This window comes from Citrobacter sp. RHBSTW-00944 (assembly GCF_013615435.1).
Lineage (GTDB): Bacteria > Pseudomonadota > Gammaproteobacteria > Enterobacterales > Enterobacteriaceae > Citrobacter > Citrobacter braakii.
In genome coordinates this window covers 4576929-4601173 of the sequence record NZ_CP055418.1, presented here as the reverse complement: position 1 = coordinate 4601173, position 24245 = coordinate 4576929, and the positions used below count along the sequence as shown (strand labels likewise).

The window sequence follows — 24245 nt, the reverse complement described above, 5'->3', positions numbered from 1 at the left end:
CTTAAGCTCGGGCGTTCAGGCGGTCGAGTTTTTCAACTTTCTGACGAATGCGTTGTTGCTTCAACGGAGACAGATAATCGATAAACAGTTTACCGACCAGGTGATCCATTTCATGTTGAATGCAGATAGCCAGCAGGCCATCGGCTTCCAGTTCAAAAGATTTGCCGTTGCGATCGAGCGCACGAATTTTTACTTTCTCTGCGCGCGGTACTAACGCACGCTGTTCGGGAATAGACAGGCAGCCTTCTTCAATACCTGTTTCGCCGTCTTTTTCCAGCAGCTCTGGGTTAATGAGTACCAACTGCTCGTCGCGATTTTCAGAGACATCAATAACAATGATGCGCTGATGAATATCGACCTGAGTTGCTGCCAGACCGATACCTTCTTCGGCGTACATCGTTTCGAACATATCATCAACGATACGCTGAATTTCTGCATTCACTTCTTCGACCGGTTTTGCGACTTTGCGAAGGCGCTCGTCCGGAATATGTAACACTTGCAAAACTGACATAGTTATCCAGAGTTGTGTTCAGGAGTTGAAAAGATTATTACCTCTATTCTAGACAAAACCCCCTCTGATTGACAGCATCAGTGACCAATCGCAAAGATTGCCAGGACTGCTTGTGGCAGGGGAACAGGGATGACCAAAATCGAAATTTGGCTACGTTTAGCACAAGTGAATGAACTGTATGGTGATGAGATGGTGCGCATTGCCCACTGGCTCAATACTCAGACGTGTATTAACAACGTGGTACTTCATCATGCTGGGCTCTCCCCCCGCCAGGCCCGGCGCTTTTTAACCTTTCCAGATCAGACGCTGGAAAAAACGCTGCGCTGGCTTGAACAGCCCAACCATCATTTTGTGGTTGCCGACAGCGAGCATTATCCGGCACAGCTCCGTGCAATTGAGGATTATCCTGGGGTGCTTTTTGTGGCAGGAAATCCCATATGCCTTAGCTCGTTTCAGGTTGCCGTCGTCGGTAGCCGACAGCACTCCTGGTATGGCGAACGCTGGGGGCGTTTGTTTTGTGAAAAGCTTGCAGCATGCGGCGTGACGATCACCAGCGGCCTGGCCCGTGGGATTGATGGTGTGGCGCACAATGCTGCGATAAACCGAGAAGGCACGAGTATTGCGGTGCTGGGAAATGGGCTTGAGACCATTCATCCACGACAGCATGTCCGTCTGGCTAAACGACTGATTGAGGCTGGAGGCGCACTGGTGTCTGAGTTCCCATTAGATACGCTTCCTTTGCCGCGCAATTTTCCCCGACGAAATCGCATTATTAGTGGTCTAAGTAAAGGAGTCCTGGTTGTAGAAGCTGCTCAGCGTAGCGGGTCACTGGTCACTGCGCGTTGTGCACTGGAACAAGGGCGGGAGGTTTTTGCGTTGCCTGGACCGATTGGGAGTCCGGGAAGTGAAGGTCCACATTGGCTTATTCAGCAGGGAGCCACGCTTGTGACGGCCCCAGAAGAAATTCTGGAAAATTTGCAATATGGGCTGCAATGGTTGCCAGATGAACCTGAAAAATCAATTTATTCGCCAGATCACGAAGAGGTGGCATTGCCATTTCCGGAGCTCCTGGCTAACGTAGGAGATGAGGTAACACCTGTTGACGTCGTCGCTGAACGTGCCGGCCAACCTGTGCCAGAGGTAGTGGCTCAACTGCTCGAACTGGAGTTAGCAGGATGGATCGCAGCTGTACCCGGCGGCTATGTCCGATTGAGGAGGGCATGCCATGTTCGACGTACTAATGTATTTGTTTGAGACATATATCCATAACGAAGCTGAGCTGCGTGTGGATCAGGACAAACTGGAACGGGATCTTACCGACGCTGGTTTTGATCGTGAAGACATCTACAACGCGTTACTTTGGCTGGAAAAGCTTGCTGATTATCAGGATGGTCTTGCCGAACCTATGCAGCTGGCATCTGATCCTCTTTCTATACGTATTTATACCGCAGAAGAGTGTGATCGACTGGATGCAAGCTGTAGAGGGTTCCTGCTATTCCTGGAACAGATTCAGGTACTAAACCTCGAAACACGAGAAATGGTCATTGAGCGCGTACTCGCGCTGGATACGGCAGAGTTCGATCTGGAAGATCTGAAGTGGGTGATCCTGATGGTGCTTTTCAATATTCCAGGTTGTGAAAATGCCTATCAGCAAATGGAAGAATTACTCTTTGAAGTGAATGAAGGTATGCTGCATTAATCAATCTTCATTCAGTATGAGTTGTTATGGCTAAATCAGCACTGTTTACGGTGCGTAAAAACGAGCCCTGCCCACAATGCGGGGCTGAACTGGTTATTCGTTCCGGGAAACACGGTCCGTTTCTTGGTTGTTCACACTATCCAGAATGCGATTACATCCGTCCGCTGAAATCTTCCGCGGACGGACATATTGTCAAAGTTCTGGAGGGTAAGCTTTGTCCTGCATGTGGCGCCGAGCTGGTGCTGAGACAGGGAAGATTCGGGATGTTTATTGGATGCAGCGATTATCCAACGTGTGAACACACCGAACTTATCGACAAGCCAGATGAAACAGCAATAGTCTGTCCTCAATGCCAGACTGGCCACCTGGTTCAGCGGCGTTCCCGTTATGGCAAAACGTTTTACTCCTGCGATCGCTATCCGGAGTGCCAGTTTGTCATTAACTTCAAACCGTTAGCCGGAGAGTGTCCTGAGTGCCATTATCCGCTACTCATCGAAAAGAAAACCGCGCAGGGTGTGAAGCATTTCTGTGCCAGTAAACAATGTGGAAAGCCGTTCTCGGCGGAATAAAAAAGTGAATAATAACCTGCCCACAGGCCCTATTGCTGCTGCGATAGCGGTTCTGAAACAAGAAAAAGTCATCGCCTATCCAACAGAAGCTGTATTTGGTGTCGGCTGCGATCCCGACAGTGAAACGGCTGTTACCCGTCTGTTGGAGCTAAAACAACGCCCAGTCGATAAAGGCTTAATTTTGATTGCGGCAAATTTTGACCAGCTCAAGCCCTATATTGACGATAGCACGCTTACTGATGCTCAACGTGAGGCTGTGTTCGCTCGCTGGCCTGGTCCTGTCACCTTCGTTTTCCCTGCGCCTGCGACTACGCCTCGTTGGTTGACCGGTCGTTTTGACTCGCTGGCCGTGCGAGTCACCGATCATCCGCTGGTGGTTGCATTGTGCCAGGCTTATGGCAAACCGTTAGTCTCCACCAGTGCTAATTTGAGTGGCTTACCGCCTTGCAGAACGGTAGACGAAGTCCGCGCGCAGTTTGGTACAGACTTTCCTGTAGTTGAAGGGGAGACTGGAGGGCGTTTGAATCCTTCGGAGATCCGTGATGCTCTGACCGGTGAACAGTTTCGACAGGGGTAATATGAAAGAAGCCTATGCTGTTTTTGGTAATCCGATAGCGCACAGTAAATCGCCCTTTATTCATCAGCAATTTGCAGAGCAGTTGAAAATTGATCATTCCTATGGACGTGTACTGGCACCTATCAATGATTTTGTGAATACGCTGAATGCCTTTTTTGCTGAGGGTGGGAAGGGGGCAAATGTCACTGTGCCTTTTAAAGAAGAGGCGTTTGCGCGTGCCGATGAATTAACGGAGCGGGCATCGCTTGCTGGAGCGGTCAACACTCTTAAACGACTTGAGGATGGGCGTTTACTGGGAGATAACACGGATGGTATCGGCTTATTAAGCGATCTTGAACGTTTATCTTTCATTCGCCCCGGATCGCGAGTTCTGTTGATTGGTGCCGGTGGCGCATCCCGTGGGGTTTTATTACCTCTTCTTTCTCTGGATTGTGCGGTAACCATCGTTAACCGTACTGCTTCGCGCGCAGAAGAACTGGCACAAATCTTCTCCCATACCGGCAGCGTGCAGGCGGTGGGTATGGACGAGCTTGATAATTACAGTTTTGATTTAATTATTAATGCGACATCCAGCGGAATTAGCGGTGAGGTACCAGCCATTCCGACATCGCTTATTCACTCATCTGTCTATTGCTATGACATGTTTTATCAGCAAGGGAATACACCGTTCCTTTCCTGGTGTGCTGAACATGGGGCGAAACAGTATGCCGATGGTCTGGGGATGCTGGTGGGACAAGCAGCGCACGCCGTTTTACTCTGGCATGGTGTATTGCCACAGATTGAGCCCGTCATCAAAAGCATGCAACAGGAAATGTCGGCATGAATCAGGCGATCCAGTTTCCCGATCGAGAAGAATGGCGGACGGATATTAGCGCCGTTGTTTTCCCGGCGTTGGTCCATGGTATGCAGTTAACATGCGCTATATCAGGGGAGACGTTGGCGTCCCGCTTTGGCGGCTGCACGCCTGAACAATGGCTGGAAACCTTTCAACAGCATCGCTGGGACCTGGAAGAAGAGGCCGAAGCATTGATCCAGGACCAGCAGGAAAACTCTCAGGGTTGGGTTTGGTTACTCTGATTTAAATACTCATCTTTCCATTTAACGTAGTTGTTAGCAGAGTATTTTAAGCCAGCTTTCTCTTCGTCACTTAATGGCCGGATCTGTTTAACCGGACTACCCAGGTACAGATATCCACTCTCCAGGCGTTTGTTTTGCGGCACCAGGCTTCCTGCCCCAATCATAACGTCGTCTTCTACCACTACGCCGTCCAGTAAAATTGATCCCATACCGACCAATACGCGGTTGCCAATGATGCAGCCGTGTAGCATGACTTTATGACCGACCGTCACATCCTCACCCACGATCAATGGATTACCTTGCGGATTAGATGTGGATTTATGTGTGACATGGAGAACGCTGCCGTCCTGAATGTTTGTACGGGCGCCGATTTGTACATAGTTGACGTCGCCACGAATCGCAACCAACGGCCAAATCCCGACGTCATCAGCCAAACGAGTATCACCAATGACGACGCTACTGGTATCGATCATCACGCGTCTTCCGATCTGTGGGAAAAGATCCTTATAAGGACGTAATACATCAGACATGTTTACCTCAACAAAAATAGAGCAGTAATGAAGACTTTGGTTGGATTATCGAGACTGTGCAAGTGATTTAGCTATCAAAAATCAGCCAAATTGCGCAGGAATATAGCGAAAGGGGTGAAAAACAAGCACTCAGCAAAAAAGATCCAAAAAATACTTGTGCTAAAAAATGGGATCCCTATAATGCGCCTCCATCGACACGGCGGATGTGAATCACTTCACGCAAACAGCCGGTTCGGTTGAAGAGAAAAACCTGAAAATGAGGGTTGACTCTGAAAGAGGAAAGCGTAATATACGCCACCTCGCGACAGAGCGCTAAAGCGCGTCGCAACTGCTCTTTAACAATTTATCAGACAATCTGTGTGGGCACTCGAAGATACGGATTCTTAACGTCGCAAGACGAAAAATGAATACCAAGTCTCTGAGTGAACACGTAATTCATTACGAAGTTTAATTCACGAGCATCAAACTTAAATTGAAGAGTTTGATCATGGCTCAGATTGAACGCTGGCGGCAGGCCTAACACATGCAAGTCGAACGGTAGCACAGAGGAGCTTGCTCCTTGGGTGACGAGTGGCGGACGGGTGAGTAATGTCTGGGAAACTGCCCGATGGAGGGGGATAACTACTGGAAACGGTAGCTAATACCGCATAACGTCGCAAGACCAAAGAGGGGGACCTTCGGGCCTCTTGCCATCGGATGTGCCCAGATGGGATTAGCTAGTAGGTGGGGTAACGGCTCACCTAGGCGACGATCCCTAGCTGGTCTGAGAGGATGACCAGCCACACTGGAACTGAGACACGGTCCAGACTCCTACGGGAGGCAGCAGTGGGGAATATTGCACAATGGGCGCAAGCCTGATGCAGCCATGCCGCGTGTATGAAGAAGGCCTTCGGGTTGTAAAGTACTTTCAGCGAGGAGGAAGGTGTTGTGGTTAATAACCGCAGCAATTGACGTTACTCGCAGAAGAAGCACCGGCTAACTCCGTGCCAGCAGCCGCGGTAATACGGAGGGTGCAAGCGTTAATCGGAATTACTGGGCGTAAAGCGCACGCAGGCGGTCTGTCAAGTCGGATGTGAAATCCCCGGGCTCAACCTGGGAACTGCATCCGAAACTGGCAGGCTAGAGTCTTGTAGAGGGGGGTAGAATTCCAGGTGTAGCGGTGAAATGCGTAGAGATCTGGAGGAATACCGGTGGCGAAGGCGGCCCCCTGGACAAAGACTGACGCTCAGGTGCGAAAGCGTGGGGAGCAAACAGGATTAGATACCCTGGTAGTCCACGCCGTAAACGATGTCGACTTGGAGGTTGTGCCCTTGAGGCGTGGCTTCCGGAGCTAACGCGTTAAGTCGACCGCCTGGGGAGTACGGCCGCAAGGTTAAAACTCAAATGAATTGACGGGGGCCCGCACAAGCGGTGGAGCATGTGGTTTAATTCGATGCAACGCGAAGAACCTTACCTACTCTTGACATCCAGAGAACTTAGCAGAGATGCTTTGGTGCCTTCGGGAACTCTGAGACAGGTGCTGCATGGCTGTCGTCAGCTCGTGTTGTGAAATGTTGGGTTAAGTCCCGCAACGAGCGCAACCCTTATCCTTTGTTGCCAGCGATTCGGTCGGGAACTCAAAGGAGACTGCCAGTGATAAACTGGAGGAAGGTGGGGATGACGTCAAGTCATCATGGCCCTTACGAGTAGGGCTACACACGTGCTACAATGGCATATACAAAGAGAAGCGACCTCGCGAGAGCAAGCGGACCTCATAAAGTATGTCGTAGTCCGGATTGGAGTCTGCAACTCGACTCCATGAAGTCGGAATCGCTAGTAATCGTGGATCAGAATGCCACGGTGAATACGTTCCCGGGCCTTGTACACACCGCCCGTCACACCATGGGAGTGGGTTGCAAAAGAAGTAGGTAGCTTAACCTTCGGGAGGGCGCTTACCACTTTGTGATTCATGACTGGGGTGAAGTCGTAACAAGGTAACCGTAGGGGAACCTGCGGTTGGATCACCTCCTTACCTTAAAGAAACGTTCTTTGTAGTGCTCACACAGATTGTCTGATGAAAATTAGCAGTAAGAAAATCTCTGCAGGCTTGTAGCTCAGGTGGTTAGAGCGCACCCCTGATAAGGGTGAGGTCGGTGGTTCAAGTCCACTCAGGCCTACCAAATTTCTGCTGATGCTGCGTTGCGGCGATGCTCACATACTTCAGTATGCTTCGCGTCACCACGCCTTGCCTCAACAGAAATTAAGGTTAAAGGAGATTTAACTACAATGGGGCTATAGCTCAGCTGGGAGAGCGCCTGCTTTGCACGCAGGAGGTCTGCGGTTCGATCCCGCATAGCTCCACCATCCTTTACTGCAAAAACACAAGAAAACTTCAGAGTGTACCTGAAAAGGTTCACTGCGAAGTTTTGCTCTTTAAAAATCTGGATCAAGCTGAAAATTGAAACGACACACTGTTTCATTTCTCCGTAAACAAGAAATGAAAAGCGGTGTGTTCGAGTCTCTCAAATTTTCGCAACACTGAAGTGTTTTACGAAACATCTTCGGGTTGTGAGGTTAAGCGACTAAGCGTACACGGTGGATGCCCTGGCAGTCAGAGGCGATGAAGGACGTGCTAATCTGCGATAAGCGTCGGTAAGGTGATATGAACCGTTATAACCGGCGATTTCCGAATGGGGAAACCCAGTGTGATTCGTCACACTATCATTACGTGAATACATAGCGTAATGAAGCGAACCGGGGGAACTGAAACATCTAAGTACCCCGAGGAAAAGAAATCAACCGAGATTCCCCCAGTAGCGGCGAGCGAACGGGGAGCAGCCCAGAGTCTGAATCAGCATGTGTGGTAGTGGAACGGTCTGGAAAGTCCGGCGATACAGGGTGATAGTCCCGTACACAAAAGTGCATGTGTTGTGAACTCGAAGAGTAGGGCGGGACACGTGGTATCCTGTCTGAATATGGGGGGACCATCCTCCAAGGCTAAATACTCCTGACTGACCGATAGTGAACCAGTACCGTGAGGGAAAGGCGAAAAGAACCCCGGCGAGGGGAGTGAAAAAGAACCTGAAACCGTGTACGTACAAGCAGTGGGAGCCTCTTTATGGGGTGACTGCGTACCTTTTGTATAATGGGTCAGCGACTTATATTCTGTAGCAAGGTTAACCGAATAGGGGAGCCGAAGGGAAACCGAGTCTTAACTGGGCGTTAAGTTGCAGGGTATAGACCCGAAACCCGGTGATCTAGCCATGGGCAGGTTGAAGGTTGGGTAACACTAACTGGAGGACCGAACCGACTAATGTTGAAAAATTAGCGGATGACTTGTGGCTGGGGGTGAAAGGCCAATCAAACCGGGAGATAGCTGGTTCTCCCCGAAAGCTATTTAGGTAGCGCCTCGTGAACTCATCTTCGGGGGTAGAGCACTGTTTCGGCTAGGGGGTCATCCCGACTTACCAACCCGATGCAAACTGCGAATACCGAAGAATGTTATCACGGGAGACACACGGCGGGTGCTAACGTCCGTCGTGAAGAGGGAAACAACCCAGACCGCCAGCTAAGGTCCCAAAGTCATGGTTAAGTGGGAAACGATGTGGGAAGGCACAGACAGCCAGGATGTTGGCTTAGAAGCAGCCATCATTTAAAGAAAGCGTAATAGCTCACTGGTCGAGTCGGCCTGCGCGGAAGATGTAACGGGGCTAAACCATGCACCGAAGCTGCGGCAGCGACACTATGTGTTGTTGGGTAGGGGAGCGTTCTGTAAGCCGTTGAAGGTGTGCTGTGAGGCATGCTGGAGGTATCAGAAGTGCGAATGCTGACATAAGTAACGATAATGCGGGTGAAAAACCCGCACGCCGGAAGACCAAGGGTTCCTGTCCAACGTTAATCGGGGCAGGGTGAGTCGACCCCTAAGGCGAGGCCGAAAGGCGTAGTCGATGGGAAACAGGTTAATATTCCTGTACTTGGTGTTACTGCGAAGGGGGGACGGAGAAGGCTATGTTAGCCGGGCGACGGTTGTCCCGGTTTAAGCATGTAGGCGGAGATTCCAGGTAAATCCGGAGTCTTGTTAACGCTGAGGTGTGATGACGAGGCACTACGGTGCTGAAGTAACAAATGCCCTGCTTCCAGGAAAAGCCTCTAAGCATCAGGTAACACAAAATCGTACCCCAAACCGACACAGGTGGTCAGGTAGAGAATACCAAGGCGCTTGAGAGAACTCGGGTGAAGGAACTAGGCAAAATGGTGCCGTAACTTCGGGAGAAGGCACGCTGATATGTAGGTGAAGTGATTTACTCATGGAGCTGAAATCAGTCGAAGATACCAGCTGGCTGCAACTGTTTATTAAAAACACAGCACTGTGCAAACACGAAAGTGGACGTATACGGTGTGACGCCTGCCCGGTGCCGGAAGGTTAATTGATGGGGTTATCCGTAAGGAGAAGCTCTTGATCGAAGCCCCGGTAAACGGCGGCCGTAACTATAACGGTCCTAAGGTAGCGAAATTCCTTGTCGGGTAAGTTCCGACCTGCACGAATGGCGTAATGATGGCCAGGCTGTCTCCACCCGAGACTCAGTGAAATTGAACTCGCTGTGAAGATGCAGTGTACCCGCGGCAAGACGGAAAGACCCCGTGAACCTTTACTATAGCTTGACACTGAACACTGGTCCTTGATGTGTAGGATAGGTGGGAGGCTTTGAAGTGTGGACGCCAGTCTGCATGGAGCCAACCTTGAAATACCACCCTTTAATGGCTGGTGTTCTAACGTAGACCCGTAATCCGGGTTGCGGACAGTGTCTGGTGGGTAGTTTGACTGGGGCGGTCTCCTCCTAAAGAGTAACGGAGGAGCACGAAGGTTAGCTAATCCTGGTCGGACATCAGGAGGTTAGTGCAAAGGCATAAGCTAGCTTGACTGCGAGAGTGACGGCTCGAGCAGGTGCGAAAGCAGGTCTTAGTGATCCGGTGGTTCTGAATGGAAGGGCCATCGCTCAACGGATAAAAGGTACTCCGGGGATAACAGGCTGATACCGCCCAAGAGTTCATATCGACGGCGGTGTTTGGCACCTCGATGTCGGCTCATCACATCCTGGGGCTGAAGTAGGTCCCAAGGGTATGGCTGTTCGCCATTTAAAGTGGTACGCGAGCTGGGTTTAGAACGTCGTGAGACAGTTCGGTCCCTATCTGCCGTGGGCGCTGGAGAATTGAGGGGGGCTGCTCCTAGTACGAGAGGACCGGAGTGGACGCATCACTGGTGTTCGGGTTGTCATGCCAATGGCATTGCCCGGTAGCTAAATGCGGAAGAGATAAGTGCTGAAAGCATCTAAGCACGAAACTTGCCCCGAGATGAGTTCTCCCTGACCCTTTAAGGGTCCTGAAGGAACGTTGAAGACGACGACGTTGATAGGTCGGGTGTGTAAGCGTAGCGATACGTTGAGCTAACCGATACTAATGAACCGTGAGGCTTAACCTTACAACGCCGAAGGTGTTTTGGCGGATGAGACATCGAAATTCAGCTTGATTACAGATTACATCGACAGACCGAGAGGTGTGTTGATAAACAGAATTTGCCTGGCGGCTGTAGCGCGGTGGTCCCACCTGACCCCATGCCGAACTCAGAAGTGAAACGCCGTAGCGCCGATGGTAGTGTGGGGTCTCCCCATGCGAGAGTAGGGAACTGCCAGGCATCAAATTTAGTGTGCTGATATGGCTCAGTTGGTAGAGCGCACCCTTGGTAAGGGTGAGGTCCCCAGTTCGACTCTGGGTATCAGCACCAGTTTTTCGGTTAAAGTTTGGCACTTAGAAAAGAATTTGTCTGGCGGCTGTAGCGCGGTGGTCCCACCTGACCCCATGCCGAACTCAGAAGTGAAACGCCGTAGCGCCGATGGTAGTGTGGGGTCTCCCCATGCGAGAGTAGGGAACTGCCAGACATCAAATAAAAACAAAAGGCCCAGTCTTTCGACTGGGCCTTTTGTTTTATCTGTTAAACGCCAGTGCTGTATTCGGCGCATGGCTTTAATGGATAACCTGTGACAAAAACGCACGAGTGCGTTCAGATTTGGGGTGAGCAAAAAACTCATCCGGTGCTGCCTGTTCAACAATCTCGCCAAGATCCATAAAGATCACCCGGTCGGCCACTGTGCGGGCAAAGCCCATTTCATGGGTAACACACAGCATAGTCATGCCTGATTGCGCCAGACCTATCATGGTATCAAGCACTTCTTTTACCATTTCAGGATCCAACGCTGATGTGGGTTCATCGAATAACATAATTTTAGGTTTCATGCACAGCGAGCGTGCAATGGCCACGCGCTGTTGCTGCCCACCAGAGATTTGCCCAGGATATTTATGCGCATGTTCAGCAATGCGAACTCGCTCAAGGTAGTGCATTGCCAGAGCTTCAGCCTCTTTTTTTGGCATCTTTTGCACCCAGATCGGTGCCAGCGTGCAGTTTTGCAGGACCGTCAAATGAGGAAAGAGATTAAAGTGCTGAAAAACCATGCCAACTTCTTGTCTGACACGCTCAATATTGCGGATATCTTCATTGAGTTCGATCCCATCCACCACAATACGTCCTTGCTGATGCTCTTCCAGATGGTTGATACAGCGGATAGTTGTCGATTTACCCGAACCGGAAGGTCCGCATAATACGATGCGTTCTCCCTGCTTTACCTTCAGGTTGATGTTTTTCAGGACGTGAAACTGTCCGTACCATTTGTTGACGTTTTCCAGCGTAATCATCGCGTCGGTAGACGGCATTAATAATTGGCTCATAAATTCCTCAGTGCAGTGTACGCCCGGTGTTAAAACGTTTTTCCAGATGTTGGCTGTAACGCGACATGCTAAAACAGAAGATCCAGTAAATCAGTGCAGCGAAAACATATCCTTCCGTCGACATCCCCAACCATGCAGGGTCCACAGTTGCCTGCTGCACGCTACTGAAGAGATCAAACAGGCCGATGATGATGACCAGACTGGTATCCTTAAACAGGGCGATAATCGTGTTAACCAGACCCGGAATAACCAGCTTGAGGGCTTGCGGAAGAATGACCAGCCCTTGCGTTTTCCAGTACCCTAACGCCAGTGATTCAGCGGCTTCATACTGACCTTTTGGTAGGGCCTGTAACCCTCCGCGAACCACTTCTGCGACATACGCCGACTGGAAAAGAATCACGCCGACCAGCGCCCGGATAAGTTTGTCGATACTGGTCCCTTCGGACATAAACAGAGGAAGCATGACCGAGGACATAAAAAGGACGGTAATCAACGGTACACCGCGCCAGAACTCAATGAAAATGACGGATAAAATCCGCACGACTGGCATATGAGACCGACGTCCAAGCGCCAGTAAAATACCCCACGGAAGCGCGCCCGCAATCCCCACGGATGCAATGATAAGCGTCAGTGTTAATCCGCCCCACTGTCGGGTTTCTACGCGCTCAAGTCCGAAAAAACCACCGTACATCAACCACCAGACCACCACGGGATAAACGACGGCCCAGACGGCGATATAGCGGCCACGGTGAGGAATAGATTTCCAGAACATAGGGACGATAGAGGCCAGGCCAATGATCAGGGCCAGATTTACGCGCCAGCGCTGATCGTGGGGATAAAGTCCATACATGAATTGCCCAAAGCGTTCATGAATGAACACCCAGCAAGCCCCTGCTTTGGTGCAGTCTGCGCGGGTTGAACCGACCCAGTTGGCCTGAAAGAATACCCAGTTCAGCAGTGGCGGAAGAAATGACCAAATCAGCCAAATGCACAGCAGCGTGAGCAGGCTATTTGACCAACTGGAGAACAGGTTTTTACGCACCCAGAGTAGACTGCGGCTTGCCGGGTTACTGTTCTGACGCGAGGGGTGAGACAGCAGTGCTTTTGTCATCATGGCTCCTTAGCGCTCAATCAGTGCAATACGGCGGTTATAAATATTCATCAACAGAGAAATGCTCAGGCTGATGATCAGGTACACCGACATCGTGATAGCAATAGTTTCAATGGCTTGCCCTGTTTGATTGAGTACCGTGCCGGCAAACAGTGAAACCATATCCGGATAGCCAATGGCAGCCGCAAGTGAGGAGTTTTTGACGATATTCAGATACTGGCTGGTTAATGGGGGAATGATGACGCGCAGCGCCTGTGGGATGATCACCTGGCGCAGTGTCACCGGATTTGGCAGACCCAGCGAGCGTGCTGCTTCATGTTGGCCATAAGGAACGGCCTGTATTCCCGCTCGAATAATTTCTGCTATAAACGCCGAGGTATACACTGAAAGCGCCAGCGTCAGGGCAGCCAGTTCGGGAATAAGCACCATACCGCCACGGAAGTTAAAACCGCGAAGGGCGGGGATATCCCAGTGAAGCGCTGCGCCAAACAGCCACTGTGAGATCATCGGTAAAAGCACGATCAGCGCCAGAGCCGTGGGCCAGGTCCGGCGTAGCTGACCGGTTTTAGTCTGGTGCATTCTGTTGTAGCGAAATAGCCCGATAGTGACGACGATAGTGATAATTACAGCGCCGCAAAAGGCAAAAAATCCTTCTCCTATTTGCGGTGCCGGAATATAGAGTCCCCGGTTACTCAGAAACATCAAGTCCAGCGCGTTAACGGCCTGACGTGGGCCGGGCAGGTTACGTAATACGGCGAAATACCAAAAGAAGATCTGCAGCAGCGGCGGTATATTGCGGAACGTTTCGATGTAGATCGTCGAGAGCTTTCGTAATAACCAGTTATCTGACAGGCGTGCCAGTCCGAGAAAGAAACCGAGAATTGATGCGAAAACAATGCACAGTGCAGAAACTAATAGCGTATTGAGCAGGCCAACGATAAAGACACGGCCATACGTATCGCCTTGCTCGTAATCGATCAGATGCTGGACAATACCAAATCCGGCGCTGCGATCGAGAAAAGAGAATCCCGAGGTAATACCGCTATTATTCAGGTTAATTATCGTGTTATGGATGAGATAGACCGCAATGCTGATGACTGCAATGACGGCAAGTATTTGAAATAACCAGGCGCGGACCGCAGGGTTAGAAAAGGATAACGATCCTTTTACGATTGAGCGGCGATGGAACATAAGAAAACCTCGGTAACTATGACTCTGGACTGAGCGCCGCAGTCGCGGCGCCCGTTACATCACTACGCATTAGCGCACCGGTGGCGCATATTGAATGCCACCGTTATTCCAGAGGTTGTTCTGTCCACGTTTGATCTTCAGTGGGCTTTCCGATCCCACGTTACGCTCAAAGATCTCCGAGTAGTTACCTACCTGCTTGATAATGTTGTAAGCCCATTTGTTATCAAGCTTCAGATCCTTGCCATAATCCCCTTCTTTGCCTAACAGGTGTGCCATATCCGGCGTTGCAGGATTAGCCGCTTTTTCATCGACGTTTTTCGAGTTAACGCCCATTTCTTCCGCATTCAGCATGGCGAACAGCGTCCAGCGAACAATGGAGAACCACTCATCGTCTCCACGACGTACAACAGGTCCCAGCGGTTCTTTAGAAATAACTTCTGGCAGGACAATCCACTCCGCAGGATTACTCAGCTTGATTCGCAGGGCGTACAACTGAGACTGGTCGGAAGCCAGCGTGTCGCAGCGTCCAGATTCCAGAGCTTTAGCTGATTCATCCGAGCGGTCAAAGGTGACAGGGGTGTACTTCATGTTGTTGGCTTTAAAGTAGTCAGCCACGTTCAGTTCGGTATCTGTTCCTGCCTGGATACAAACCGTTGCGCCATCCAGCTCTTTAGCACTCTTAAGACCCGCTTTATTGTGGGTAAGAAAACCAATGCCGTCGTAATACGTTACGCCAGTGAAAGACATTCCCATTCCTGCGTCACGAGAGGAGGTCCAGGTGGTATTACGAGAGAGCATGTCGACTTCACCTGATTGTAGTGCGGTAAAGCGTTCCTTGGCGGTGAGCGGGGTATATTTTACTTTGCTATCATCGCCAAATACGGCGGAGGCAACGCCACGACATACGTCGACATCAATACCTGAGAACTTACCGCTTGCATCGGCATAAGAAAAGCCAGGCAACCCGTCACTGATCCCACACTGCACAAAACCTTTTTTCTTTACGGCATCAAGAGTTGCGCCGGCATGTGCCTGATTTGCAACCGCAAGCAGCACGCCGGCCGCTGCCAGGCTGGCTATTATCATCTTTTTCATAGAGCATCCTGTGTGGAGGAATTATTGTTATGGAAACGTTCTGAAAACGTCTTTTACCTGTCTGTGGCTATGGCCATACTCTTTTAAGCAAAGGTAGTGCCAGGTTTTTGCGCACGATTATTCGACGCAATATCCAGAGTGTAGACAGGAAAAAATAAATGCAGCGCCCTGAAGTGGTGCAAAATTGAAACGTAAGCCACATTTCGGCGCAAAAAATTTAAAAATCAAACCGGACGCGTGATAACGATTTCGTACGTTAATATTGATGACGTGAGAATAATGAAAAGAAAGCGCGCTGTTACGAAGAACTGAAAAAATGCTAATTTCAAATCGTGGATATGTGAGGAAAATCTATAATAATTTTATTATACGTTGAGTGCTATATACCAACGTTTTGTCTTATATGAAGATTTAATTCTTATTGCAAAAAGCGCGGTACCCACCGCGCTTTTAAGAAGATTTATTTGGTCAGGGCGACTATCCCAAGCGTCAGCCCGGCAACGGCTGCTGCGCCACCGGCGATGGCACCGGCTGTTTCCCAGTTATCCTGCGTGGTGCCTTTCATACAGGTATTGGTATGAACCAGGCGTCCCTGATCGTCGTATACAGGTACGCAAGGAGAATCGTGTGCACAGCCGGCCAGGAATGCGGTAAGCAATGCAACGGATATTAATCTTTTCATGGTGTTACCTCAAAAATAAGCGTTTCGCTAATTGAGCAAAGACAAACGCTAAGCCATCTGCGAACTCGGCGATTATTTTACCACTTCTTAAAAAAAGACTGACATGAGGAATAATCTCAATTCATGTGGATTGTAAAAATAATGGATAAAAAGAAAGGTGACTGGCGAGTTTTTCAGGAAGGGTTTATTAGAAATAAATGGCTATCTTATTAATAAATAAAGAGGGCCATCTTAGGTGAAAAAGGCGTCCGAAGACGCCTTAATTTTACAAATTAATTGTTGCGCCGACTAAAACGCCGTCTGACGACAACGAAGAAGACGGGGACGAAGAAGATTGCCAACAATGTCGCGGTCAGCATGCCTCCCATTACGCCTGTTCCGACCGCATTCTGCGCCCCGCTACCTGCTCCGCGGCTGATAACCAGAGGCATAACCCCCAGAATAAACGCCAGGGATGTCATCAGTATTGGACGAAGACGCATGCGTGATGCCTCCAGTGTGGCTTCAATTAACCCTTTACCTTCTTTATCCATCAGATCTTTAGCAAACTCCACGATAAGGATAGCGTTTTTGGCGGAAAGACCGATGGTAGTCAGCAGACCTACCTGGAAGTAAACGTCGTTATTCAGACCGCGTATGGACGCCGCCAGAAGCGCACCGACCACGCCGAGCGGTACAACCAACATGACTGAAAATGGAATAGACCAGCTCTCATACAATGCGGCGAGACACAGGAAGACGACGATTAACGAAATAGCGTATAACGCAGGTGCCTGATTGCCGGAGAGCCGTTCCTGATATGACATTCCCGTCCAGTCATAGCCGATACCGGTTGGCAGCTGTGCTGCCAGGTTTTCCATGAGCGCCATGGCTTCACCGGTGCTTCGACCCGGCGCGGCCTCTCCCAGTATTTCCATTGATGGCATACCGTTGTAACGCTCCAGGCGGGGTGAACCATAAATCCAATGCGACGAACTGAACGCAGAGAATGGCACCATTTCACCATTCCCACTACGTACGTAGAGATTGTTGATGTCGTTGGGTAACATACGGAACGGCGCGTCAGCCTGAACGTATACCTTTTTCACTCGGCCATGATCGATAAAATCGTTCACATAGGTGCCGCCAAGGGCCGTGGAAATCGTTTGGTTTATATCCGATAGACTTACGCCTAACGCCTGGGCTTTTTCCTGATCAATATCCAGCTTAAATTGCGGGGTATCTTCCAGACCGTTAGGGCGCACGCGCACCAGTAAATCTGGATGCTCTCTCACCATACCCAGCAACTGGTTCCTGGCTTTCGTCAGTTCTGTATGACCGAGGTTAGCCTGATCAATTAACTGAAAATCAAAGCCGGTCGCGGTACCCAGTTCAAGAATGGCAGGCATGTTGAACGGGAACACCAGTCCATCTTTAATCTGGCTGAACGCCCTGGTCGCACGTTCGACGATAGCCGTCACGCCGTTTTCATCGCCCGAACGCTCTTCCCATGGTTTGAGGCTAATAAAGACGATACCGGAGTTCTGTCCCTGGCCGCTAAAGCTGAAGCCATTAACGGTGAACACCGATTTTACGTTCGCTTTTTCCTGGTTCAGGTAGTAATTCTGAATCTGATCCAGCACCTGCTGTGTGCGCGTCTGTGTCGCACCGGCAGGAAGTTGCACCATTGTCATAAAGACCCCCTGATCCTCTTCGGGCAAGAAGGAGGTAGGGAGGCGTAAAAACAGAACAGCCATTCCGCCGACGATAAGAACATATAGCAACAAGTAGCGTCCGGTTTTGCGCAGAATACCGCTGATACTATTGCTGTAATGCCCGACGCTTTTATCGAACAGGGCGTTAAACCATCCGAAAAAACCGCCTTTCTTTTCAACATGTCCGGCGGAAACGGGTTTTAGCAGCGTTGCGCAAAGCGCTGGCGTAAGAATGAGGGCGACCAGAACAGAAAGCGCCATCGCTGAAACAATGGTCAGAGAGAACTGGCGGTAAATGGCGCCGGTCGAGCCGCCAAAGAACGCCATGGGGATAAATACCGCCGAGAGCACCATCGCGATCCCGACCAGTGCGCCCTGGATCTGGACCATGGATTTCTGCGTCGCCTCTTTGGGCGGCAGTTTCTCTTCCGCCATGACGCGTTCGACGTTTTCTACTACCACGATGGCGTCATCGACCAGCAGGCCGATGGCCAGCACCATTCCGAACATCGTTAGCGTGTTGATGGAGAATCCGAATGCTGCGAGGATCGCGAATGTTCCCAACAGCACGACAGGCACTGCGATAGTTGGAATCAGTGTGGCGCGCAGATTTTGCAGGAACAGGTACATCACCAGGAAGACGAGGATGATGGCTTCAAACAGCGTTTTCACCACCTCGTTAATCGAGATTTTTACAAATGGTGTAGTGTCATAGGGGTAAACCACTTGCAAACCTTGCGGGAAGAAAGGTTGTAACTCAGCCAGCTTTGCTTTGACGCCTGCGGCAGTATCCAGCGCGTTTGCACCGGTCGCCAGCTTAATGCCCAGACCTGTTGCGGGCTGACCATTAATTTTCGTCACCATGTTATAGTTTTCGCCGCCGAGTTCGATGCGGGCTACATCTCTGAGGTGAACCATTGAACCATCCTGGCCCACCTTCAGCGTTATGCGGCCAAACTCTTCCGGCGTTTTCAGGCGTGTCTGAGCAATAATGGAGGCATTAAGTTGTTGACCCTGGACGGATGGTGCGCCTCCCAGTTGGCCTGCGGCAATCTGATTGTTCTGCGTTCTCAGTTGATTGATAACGTCCAGAGGAGTCAACTGATATTTGTTCATTGCGTTGCTGTCGAGCCAGATGCGCATTGCGTACTGTGCACCAAACATCTGGACATCGCCGACACCGGCTGTTCGGCTTATTGCGTCTTTAACGTTAGACGCCACATAGTCGGAAATATCATCCTGCGTCAGATTGTTATTATCGGAGACAAAACCCGCCACCATCAGGAAACTGCTACTGGATTTCTCGACGCTGATCCCCTGCTGCTGTACTTCCTGTGGCAGTAAGGGCATCGCTAACTGTAATTTGTTTTGCACCTGGACCTGTGCGATATCCGGGTCAGTACCCGACTCGAAAGTCAGAGTAATGGTGACGCTCCCGGAGGAATCGCTGGTGGAGGACATATACATCAGGTTATCGATACCGTTCATATTCTGTTCAATAACCTGCGTAACCGTGTCTTGTACTGTCTGCGCATCCGCACCTGGGTAGGTGGCAGAAATAGCGACCGCAGGAGGTGCAATGGTCGGATACTGTGCAACGGGCAGTTGCATGATTGCCAGAGCCCCTGCCATCATCAGAATGATGGCCAGAACCCAGGCAAAAATAGGGCGATTGATAAAAAAGTTAGCCATGTCCGGTTACCTTATTGCGCAGTTTTTGCGGCTGGAGTTTCGGTATCGGTGGTTGCTTTAACCTTTACGCCGGGACGCGCTTTCTGCAATCCGCTGACGATAACCTTATCGCCAGGCTGTAAGCCCTCGCTGATTAACCACTTATCACCTATCGCCTGAGTAGCAACGACGGTGCGAGCCTCGACCTGACTCTTGTCATTGACAACCATCACCGTTGCATCGCCGCGTGGCGTACGCGTTACCCCTTGTTGGGGAACGAGAATGGCATTCGGCTGGACGCCTTCATCAATACGAGCACGCACAAACATGCCCGGCAGCAGCGTGTGCTGTGGGTTAGGGAATACGGCCCTGAGGGTGATGGATCCGGTACTTTCATCAACGGTGACATCAGAGAACTGCAACGCACCTTTCAGCGGGTACGACTGACCATTTTCCATCACCAGTTCGACGGTACTGCTGGCGCTGTCTTTATGCAGGCTCCCTTGCTCAACGGACTGTTTGAGGCGCATAAAGTCATTACTGGACTGTGTTACGTCGACGTAAATAGGATCAAGTTGTTGCACGGTAGCAAGCTCAGTTGCCTGGCCATTCGTGACTAATGCGCCTTCGGTGACGTTAGATTTACCGATACGTCCGCTAATGGGCGATGTCACTTTGGTGTAGGCCAGGTTGATACGAGCGCTTTCGACCGCCGCTTTTGCCGCGATAACGGAGGCATTGGCCTGGCGAGCATCAGCAATGGCCTGATCGTACTCTTGCTGGCTGATGTACTTAGTGCCAACCAGCGGGACATAACGTTTTACCGTTAAATGTGCGATAGCTGCTGCCGCTTCACTCTTTGCCAGTTCGCCTTTGGCGCTGTCGTAGTCAGCCTGGTAAGTCGCAGGATCGATCTGATAAAGCGACTGACCGGCTTCAACATCGCTTCCCTCGGTAAAATTCCGTTTAAGTACAATCCCGCTGACCTGAGGACGGACTTCAGCAATACGAAATGCTGTTGTGCGCCCTGGTAATTCGGTCGTCACGGCTAAAGGCGCCTTTTCGACGACATGGACAGTCACCTGCGGCTCTGCGGGGTGAGCTTGTGTTTCTCCCTGATCGTTACAACCGGCGAGTAATACAGCGGACATGATGATGAATGAGGGCAGGAGTGAAAACCTGGCATTTTTCGTCATTTCTATTCCTTAAAAAACCGAACGCTCGTTATTAACCGGGTAACGCAGAGGCGATAACGCGCACAAGTGAAAATAATGGTTGGCTATCCTACAAATTATTAGCTTGCGATGTAAGCAATACTTATTTATGGGCGTGATACACGGCACGTAAAAACAAAAAAGGATTAATCTTCGGTTGTTTCATTATGGTTTTAATAGTAATGCTATGATGCGCATAAACACATATTGAAATAAGTATTTGGTTGGTGAATATATTGGTGGTTGTTATTTGTTTTGTTTATTCGTGTGCAATGTCCATAATTAACTGTTTTAGAACTCGTCTAAATAAACGCTAAGTGATACATTTGTTCCGTTTAGCAAATATTACATAAGAAAGTTAATCATTCTCTACCTTACCTCAGACAGTCGAAACCATGGCCAGAAAAACGAAAGCTGATGCCCTCAAAACACGACAGCACCTGATAGAAACAGCGATTATGCAGTTTGCCGTGCGTGGTGTTAGCAATACGACGTTAAACGACATTGCGGATGCCGCCAGCGTGACGCGGGGGGCGCTCTATTGGCATTTTGAAAATAAGACGCAATTGTTCAATGCGCTATGGTTACAACAACCTTCATTACGCGATCTTATTCAGGATAAGCTTATTGGTCGTTGGGGTGATAATCCTTTACAGCGACTGCGTGAAAAGTTTGTGGTGGGATTGCAATATATTGCACAGAATCCTCGCCAGCAGGCATTAATGCAAATTTTATATCATAAATGTGAATTTCATAACGATATGATATCAGAACAGACCATTCGCGATAAAATAGGTCTCAGTCATCAAAGTATTCGTGATTCACTGCAAAAGTGCGTGGATGAAAATCTGATTGCCACCAGTCTGGATTTAGATGTCATCATCATTATTCTGCACGGTAGCTTTAGCGGAATAATAAAAAACTGGTTAATGAATCCAGTGAGTTATGATTTGTATGGGCAAGCGCCAGTATTAGTTGATAACGTATTAAAAATGTTAATCCCAGACGGCTGTGTAATGCAATTAATGCAGAGTGAAAATCAGCCAGGATAGTTTTAGCCGCCAGGGCCTGACGGCTGTCGACGTATTTTTTGTCGTGCTATTCGAGGTCGATGCAGTTGACCAGCTTGAGGGGGTTCACAGAATTCATATTCCGGCACTTATCGTGCTCCGTTGTCATCAGCTCTATCCACTGAATGAGCAGCGCATCAAAGAGAAAAACGAAGATCGCAAAAACAACCAGCCACCAATACTTGCGAATCATTACCAAACCCTGTGTATTCATGCCCAAGCGTGCAGGGAATATACACGAAATCTGCAAGCTGAAAAGCAGACTTACAATGCCTTTACTTTGCTGAAAGATCGCCGTTCTTTGCTGTTAATCGACTCTTTTTAGACAGATTTTTTGTCTTCCGCTTTTTCACCTTTGCAAGTTCATTCTCTGAAAAATGCGAACCAATGCTCATTCTTCTGAGCCCCATTTTTACGTACTCGGCATTGATTTCAATCCCGACAAACTTGCGACCTAATTCCACGGCAGTGGCACCGGTAGTGAAGCTACCGGCAAACGGATCCAGCACGCTGTCATCTGGACTGGAGGAAGCCAGAATGATGCGTTCAAGGAGGGCTTTGGGTTTTTGAGTCGGGTGATTTTCGTATTCGTCCATCAGATAACGAACGCGTGGAAACTCCCAGACATTGCCTGGTACTTTTTTCTGGTTGTAAGGTTGGGGCGGGTTCTTTCTGTAGTCTATCAGTGCACGTTTAGCGCCCGTTTTGGCTTCAACCAAAATATCATCACGATTAAACGTGTAGTTTTTCTGATCTTTTACCATCATCAGAAGCGGTTCATACATCGAACCAAAGTAATTTTTGGCCTGCACCCCGGAGCTATCGTATGACCACACGATACGGCTCTTGATGGTAAAGAGCTGGCGGCATTTGAGATCGATGTATGGCATGTTCTCCGTATTGTTCATGATGTACATGGTGCCGTGTGGTTTGAGAATGCGATGGCACTCGTCAATGCACTCAAACAGCCATGCCAAAAATGCCTCTTCGTCCCAGGATTCCACCATCCCGTCAAAGTCTTTACCGATGTTATAAGGTGGGTCGGCGAAAATGAGATCGACGCTTTCAGACGGCAGCTTTTTCAGTTCGGTCAGAGCATCACCCAGGATTATCTTTTTAGATTCATCGCCAAAATAGACAGGTTCACATCTTGCGTTCATCGCCAAAGCCTCCCGTGTGACGTTAATAAAAAAGGCGCTTCCCCATGCCGAGTAGCGCCTTTTAAAACAAACATTTCGCTGATTAGTATCAGTTCATGCCGTATTTTTTCAGTTTTTTACGCAGCGTACCACGGTTGATGCCCATCATCAGGGCAGCACGGGTCTGGTTACCGCGGGTGTATTGCATCACCATGTCCAACAGGGGCTGTTCTACTTCAGCCAGTACCAGCTCATAGAGATCGTTAACATCCTGACCATTCAATTGAGCAAAATAGTTCTTCAGTGCCTGTTTAACCGAGTCACGCAGGGGCTTTTGAGTTACCTGATCCTGAGAGTTAACGGTAGAAACGGTCAGTACGTCAGAATTTACGCGTTGTTCGAACATAGTTCTGTCAGCTCTTTATTTCTGTTTACGCAAAATTTTCGAAGTATGCCTCCAACGCCGCCAGCTGTTCGCTGGAATCTTCAATGGCGTTGAATGTGCGCCGAAACTGGTCATCCGGAGCGTGTTCCTGGAGATACCAGGATACGTGTTTACGCGCAATTCGGTACCCTTTTGCCTGACCATAAAAGTCGTGCAGTTCCCGAACGTGCGCACAAAGCAAGCGCTTCACCTCTGCCAGAGGCAGCGGGGGCAGCAGCTCCCCAGTGTCCAGATAATGCTGGATTTCCCGAAAGATCCAGGGTCTTCCCTGAGCTGCACGTCCTATCATCAGGGCATCCGCCCCCGTATAGTCGAGTACAGCTCTGGCTTTATGCGGGTCAGTAATGTCGCCATTCGCGATAATCGGAATGGAAACTTTCTGCTTAACTGCCCGAATACTGTCGTACTCAGCATCTCCATTGAACAAACAGGCGCGGGTGCGTCCATGAATGGTCAGAGCCTGAATACCACAGTCTTCAGCCAGTTGGGCAATCTCTACGCAGTTACGGTGTTCCGGAGCCCAGCCGGTGCGAATCTTGAGTGTGACAGGAACGTCCACTGCATTGACGACCTCGGTTAGTATTGATTTCACTAGATCCGGGTACTGCAAGAGGGCTGAACCTGCGAGCTTGCGATTCACTTTTTTAGCCGGACACCCCATATTGATATCAATAATCTGGGCGCCGCTTTCCACGTTAATACGTGCGGCATCGGCCATCTCAACAGGGTCGCTACCGGCAATTTGCACCGTGCGAATTCCTGGCTCATCAACGTGCACCATCCGTAAACGAGACTTGTCACTTTCCCAAACCTGCGGGTTAGAAGACATCATCTCGGATACCGTCAATCCTGCTCCCATCTCATAGCACAGCGTCCTGAATGGTCTGTCAGTGATGCCAGCCATAGGTGCTGCGATCAGGCGATTTCTGAGCTGGTATTGTCCGATGCGCATGAGTTAAGAAATGACCATACTGTGACTGCAAGGCGGCGTATATTACGCATTTTTCGCACGAGATGAAAGGCCAAACTTTGACCAATCCACTGAGGTGGATCAATGAATTGCCGTAAATATGAACGCATGAAAATATTTAATCATATAAATCATTGCATTATAAAGATGTGTCGATTTTATATACACATATAATTTTGCGTAACTTCTCATTTTTTCTTCAGCCGCAGAAGGTGCTGGCAAGATATTCTGCTGAATTAAT

20 protein-coding genes, 3 tRNA genes and 4 rRNA genes are annotated in these 24245 nt (G+C 49.7%); 14 read left to right on the top strand and 13 right to left on the bottom strand.

Going from position 1 to position 24245, the window contains the following annotated elements; genetic code table 11:
• Position 1: 1 nt before the first annotated feature.
• Positions 2-511, bottom strand: coding sequence for a peptide deformylase (def, locus tag HV334_RS22315; protein ID WP_003031159.1), 510 nt, complete (start codon positions 509-511; stop codon positions 2-4).
• A gap of 129 nt (positions 512-640) precedes the next feature.
• Here def and dprA point away from each other — a divergent pair, with 129 nt between their 5' ends.
• The 6 genes from dprA to HV334_RS22285 are packed head-to-tail and all read left to right on the top strand — an operon-like array spanning position 641 to position 4433.
• Positions 641-1765, top strand: a complete 1125-nt coding sequence (gene dprA / locus HV334_RS22310; protein ID WP_181220911.1) for a DNA-protecting protein DprA — start codon at positions 641-643, stop codon at positions 1763-1765.
• The gene (gene smg, locus HV334_RS22305; RefSeq protein ID WP_003031162.1) at positions 1737-2210 is read left to right on the top strand and encodes a DUF494 family protein Smg; all 474 of its coding nucleotides are present in this window, start codon (positions 1737-1739) and stop codon (positions 2208-2210) included. Before dprA ends, smg begins: the two co-directional genes overlap by 29 nt.
• A 26-nt stretch (positions 2211-2236) precedes the next feature.
• Positions 2237-2779, top strand: a complete 543-nt coding sequence (locus HV334_RS22300; protein ID WP_016154737.1) for a type I DNA topoisomerase — start codon at positions 2237-2239, stop codon at positions 2777-2779.
• A 4-nt stretch (positions 2780-2783) separates the two neighbouring features.
• On the top strand, positions 2784-3356 hold the full coding sequence (tsaC, locus tag HV334_RS22295; RefSeq protein ID WP_153689968.1) for an L-threonylcarbamoyladenylate synthase type 1 TsaC: 573 nt from the start codon (positions 2784-2786) through the stop codon (positions 3354-3356).
• Between the two features lies 1 nt (position 3357).
• Positions 3358-4179 carry a shikimate dehydrogenase gene (aroE, locus tag HV334_RS22290; protein WP_016154735.1) on the top strand — a complete coding sequence of 274 codons (822 nt, stop codon included), beginning with the start codon at positions 3358-3360 and terminating at the stop codon, positions 4177-4179.
• The gene (locus HV334_RS22285; protein WP_101701259.1) at positions 4176-4433 is read left to right on the top strand and encodes a DUF1488 domain-containing protein; all 258 of its coding nucleotides are present in this window, start codon (positions 4176-4178) and stop codon (positions 4431-4433) included. Before aroE ends, HV334_RS22285 begins: the two co-directional genes overlap by 4 nt.
• Here the strand turns inward: HV334_RS22285 and HV334_RS22280 are convergent.
• The gene (locus tag HV334_RS22280; protein ID WP_141875821.1) at positions 4409-4963 is read right to left on the bottom strand and encodes a gamma carbonic anhydrase family protein; all 555 of its coding nucleotides are present in this window, start codon (positions 4961-4963) and stop codon (positions 4409-4411) included. The two genes, HV334_RS22285 and HV334_RS22280, sit on opposite strands and share 25 nt — an antisense overlap.
• Before the next feature lie 469 nt (positions 4964-5432).
• On the opposite strand from HV334_RS22280, the gene HV334_RS22275 reads away from it, so the two are divergent.
• The 7 genes from HV334_RS22275 to rrf (HV334_RS22245) all read left to right on the top strand — a co-directional run bounded on the left by HV334_RS22275 (position 5433) and on the right by rrf (HV334_RS22245) (position 10878).
• Positions 5433-6974, top strand: a 16S ribosomal RNA gene (locus HV334_RS22275).
• A gap of 71 nt (positions 6975-7045) precedes the next feature.
• Positions 7046-7122: transfer RNA gene (locus tag HV334_RS22270), tRNA-Ile, on the top strand.
• 108 nt (positions 7123-7230) lie between these two features.
• Positions 7231-7306: transfer RNA gene (locus HV334_RS22265), tRNA-Ala, on the top strand.
• Positions 7307-7514: 208 nt separating this feature from the next.
• Positions 7515-10421: ribosomal RNA gene (locus HV334_RS22260) — 23S ribosomal RNA — on the top strand.
• 97 nt (positions 10422-10518) lie between these two features.
• A 5S ribosomal RNA gene (gene rrf / locus HV334_RS22255) occupies positions 10519-10634 on the top strand.
• Positions 10635-10648: 14 nt separating this feature from the next.
• Positions 10649-10724, top strand: a tRNA-Thr gene (locus HV334_RS22250).
• Between the two features lie 38 nt (positions 10725-10762).
• Positions 10763-10878: ribosomal RNA gene (gene rrf / locus HV334_RS22245) — 5S ribosomal RNA — on the top strand.
• The 16S, 23S and 5S rRNA genes sit together here with 3 tRNA genes alongside, the layout of an rRNA operon.
• An 85-nt stretch (positions 10879-10963) precedes the next feature.
• Here rrf (HV334_RS22245) and HV334_RS22240 read toward each other — a convergent pair.
• From HV334_RS22240 to HV334_RS22210, 7 genes are all read right to left on the bottom strand, one after another.
• Positions 10964-11722 carry an amino acid ABC transporter ATP-binding protein gene (locus tag HV334_RS22240; RefSeq protein ID WP_016154732.1) on the bottom strand — a complete coding sequence of 253 codons (759 nt, stop codon included), beginning with the start codon at positions 11720-11722 and terminating at the stop codon, positions 10964-10966.
• Between the two features lie 7 nt (positions 11723-11729).
• Positions 11730-12833, bottom strand: a complete 1104-nt coding sequence (locus HV334_RS22235; protein ID WP_181221936.1) for an amino acid ABC transporter permease — start codon at positions 12831-12833, stop codon at positions 11730-11732.
• Between the two features lie 9 nt (positions 12834-12842).
• Positions 12843-14024 (bottom strand): amino acid ABC transporter permease, encoded by a 1182-nt coding sequence (locus tag HV334_RS22230; RefSeq protein ID WP_181220910.1) that lies wholly within the window; start codon positions 14022-14024, stop codon positions 12843-12845.
• A gap of 69 nt (positions 14025-14093) precedes the next feature.
• On the bottom strand, positions 14094-15119 hold the full coding sequence (locus tag HV334_RS22225) for an amino acid ABC transporter substrate-binding protein (protein WP_003025295.1): 1026 nt from the start codon (positions 15117-15119) through the stop codon (positions 14094-14096).
• Positions 15120-15579: 460 nt separating this feature from the next.
• Positions 15580-15801 (bottom strand): lipoprotein, encoded by a 222-nt coding sequence (locus HV334_RS22220; RefSeq protein WP_003025292.1) that lies wholly within the window; start codon positions 15799-15801, stop codon positions 15580-15582.
• A 272-nt stretch (positions 15802-16073) separates the two neighbouring features.
• A complete protein-coding gene (locus tag HV334_RS22215; RefSeq protein ID WP_181220909.1) occupies positions 16074-19187 on the bottom strand; it encodes an efflux RND transporter permease subunit in 3114 nt (1037 codons plus the stop codon).
• 11 nt (positions 19188-19198) lie between these two features.
• Entirely contained in the window at positions 19199-20362 is a 1164-nt protein-coding gene (locus tag HV334_RS22210) for an efflux RND transporter periplasmic adaptor subunit (RefSeq protein ID WP_103767055.1), read from the bottom strand.
• Positions 20363-20775: 413 nt separating this feature from the next.
• On the opposite strand from HV334_RS22210, the gene envR reads away from it, so the two are divergent.
• Positions 20776-21432, top strand: coding sequence for an acrEF/envCD operon transcriptional regulator (envR, locus tag HV334_RS22205; RefSeq protein WP_181220908.1), 657 nt, complete (start codon positions 20776-20778; stop codon positions 21430-21432).
• Between the two features lie 46 nt (positions 21433-21478).
• Here envR and HV334_RS22200 read toward each other — a convergent pair whose 3' ends face one another.
• The 4 genes from HV334_RS22200 to dusB all read right to left on the bottom strand — a co-directional run bounded on the left by HV334_RS22200 (position 21479) and on the right by dusB (position 23986).
• Positions 21479-21643, bottom strand: a complete 165-nt coding sequence (locus HV334_RS22200) for a DUF2556 family protein (protein ID WP_047499793.1) — start codon at positions 21641-21643, stop codon at positions 21479-21481.
• 82 nt (positions 21644-21725) lie between these two features.
• Positions 21726-22610 (bottom strand): adenine-specific DNA-methyltransferase, encoded by an 885-nt coding sequence (gene yhdJ, locus HV334_RS22195; protein WP_181221934.1) that lies wholly within the window; start codon positions 22608-22610, stop codon positions 21726-21728.
• An 88-nt stretch (positions 22611-22698) separates the two neighbouring features.
• The gene (gene fis / locus HV334_RS22190) at positions 22699-22995 is read right to left on the bottom strand and encodes a DNA-binding transcriptional regulator Fis (RefSeq protein WP_000462905.1); all 297 of its coding nucleotides are present in this window, start codon (positions 22993-22995) and stop codon (positions 22699-22701) included.
• 25 nt (positions 22996-23020) lie between these two features.
• Positions 23021-23986: a tRNA dihydrouridine synthase DusB gene (dusB, locus tag HV334_RS22185; RefSeq protein WP_003025224.1), complete on the bottom strand. Its 966-nt coding sequence runs from the start codon at positions 23984-23986 to the stop codon at positions 23021-23023.
• Positions 23987-24245: the final 259 nt, after the last annotated feature.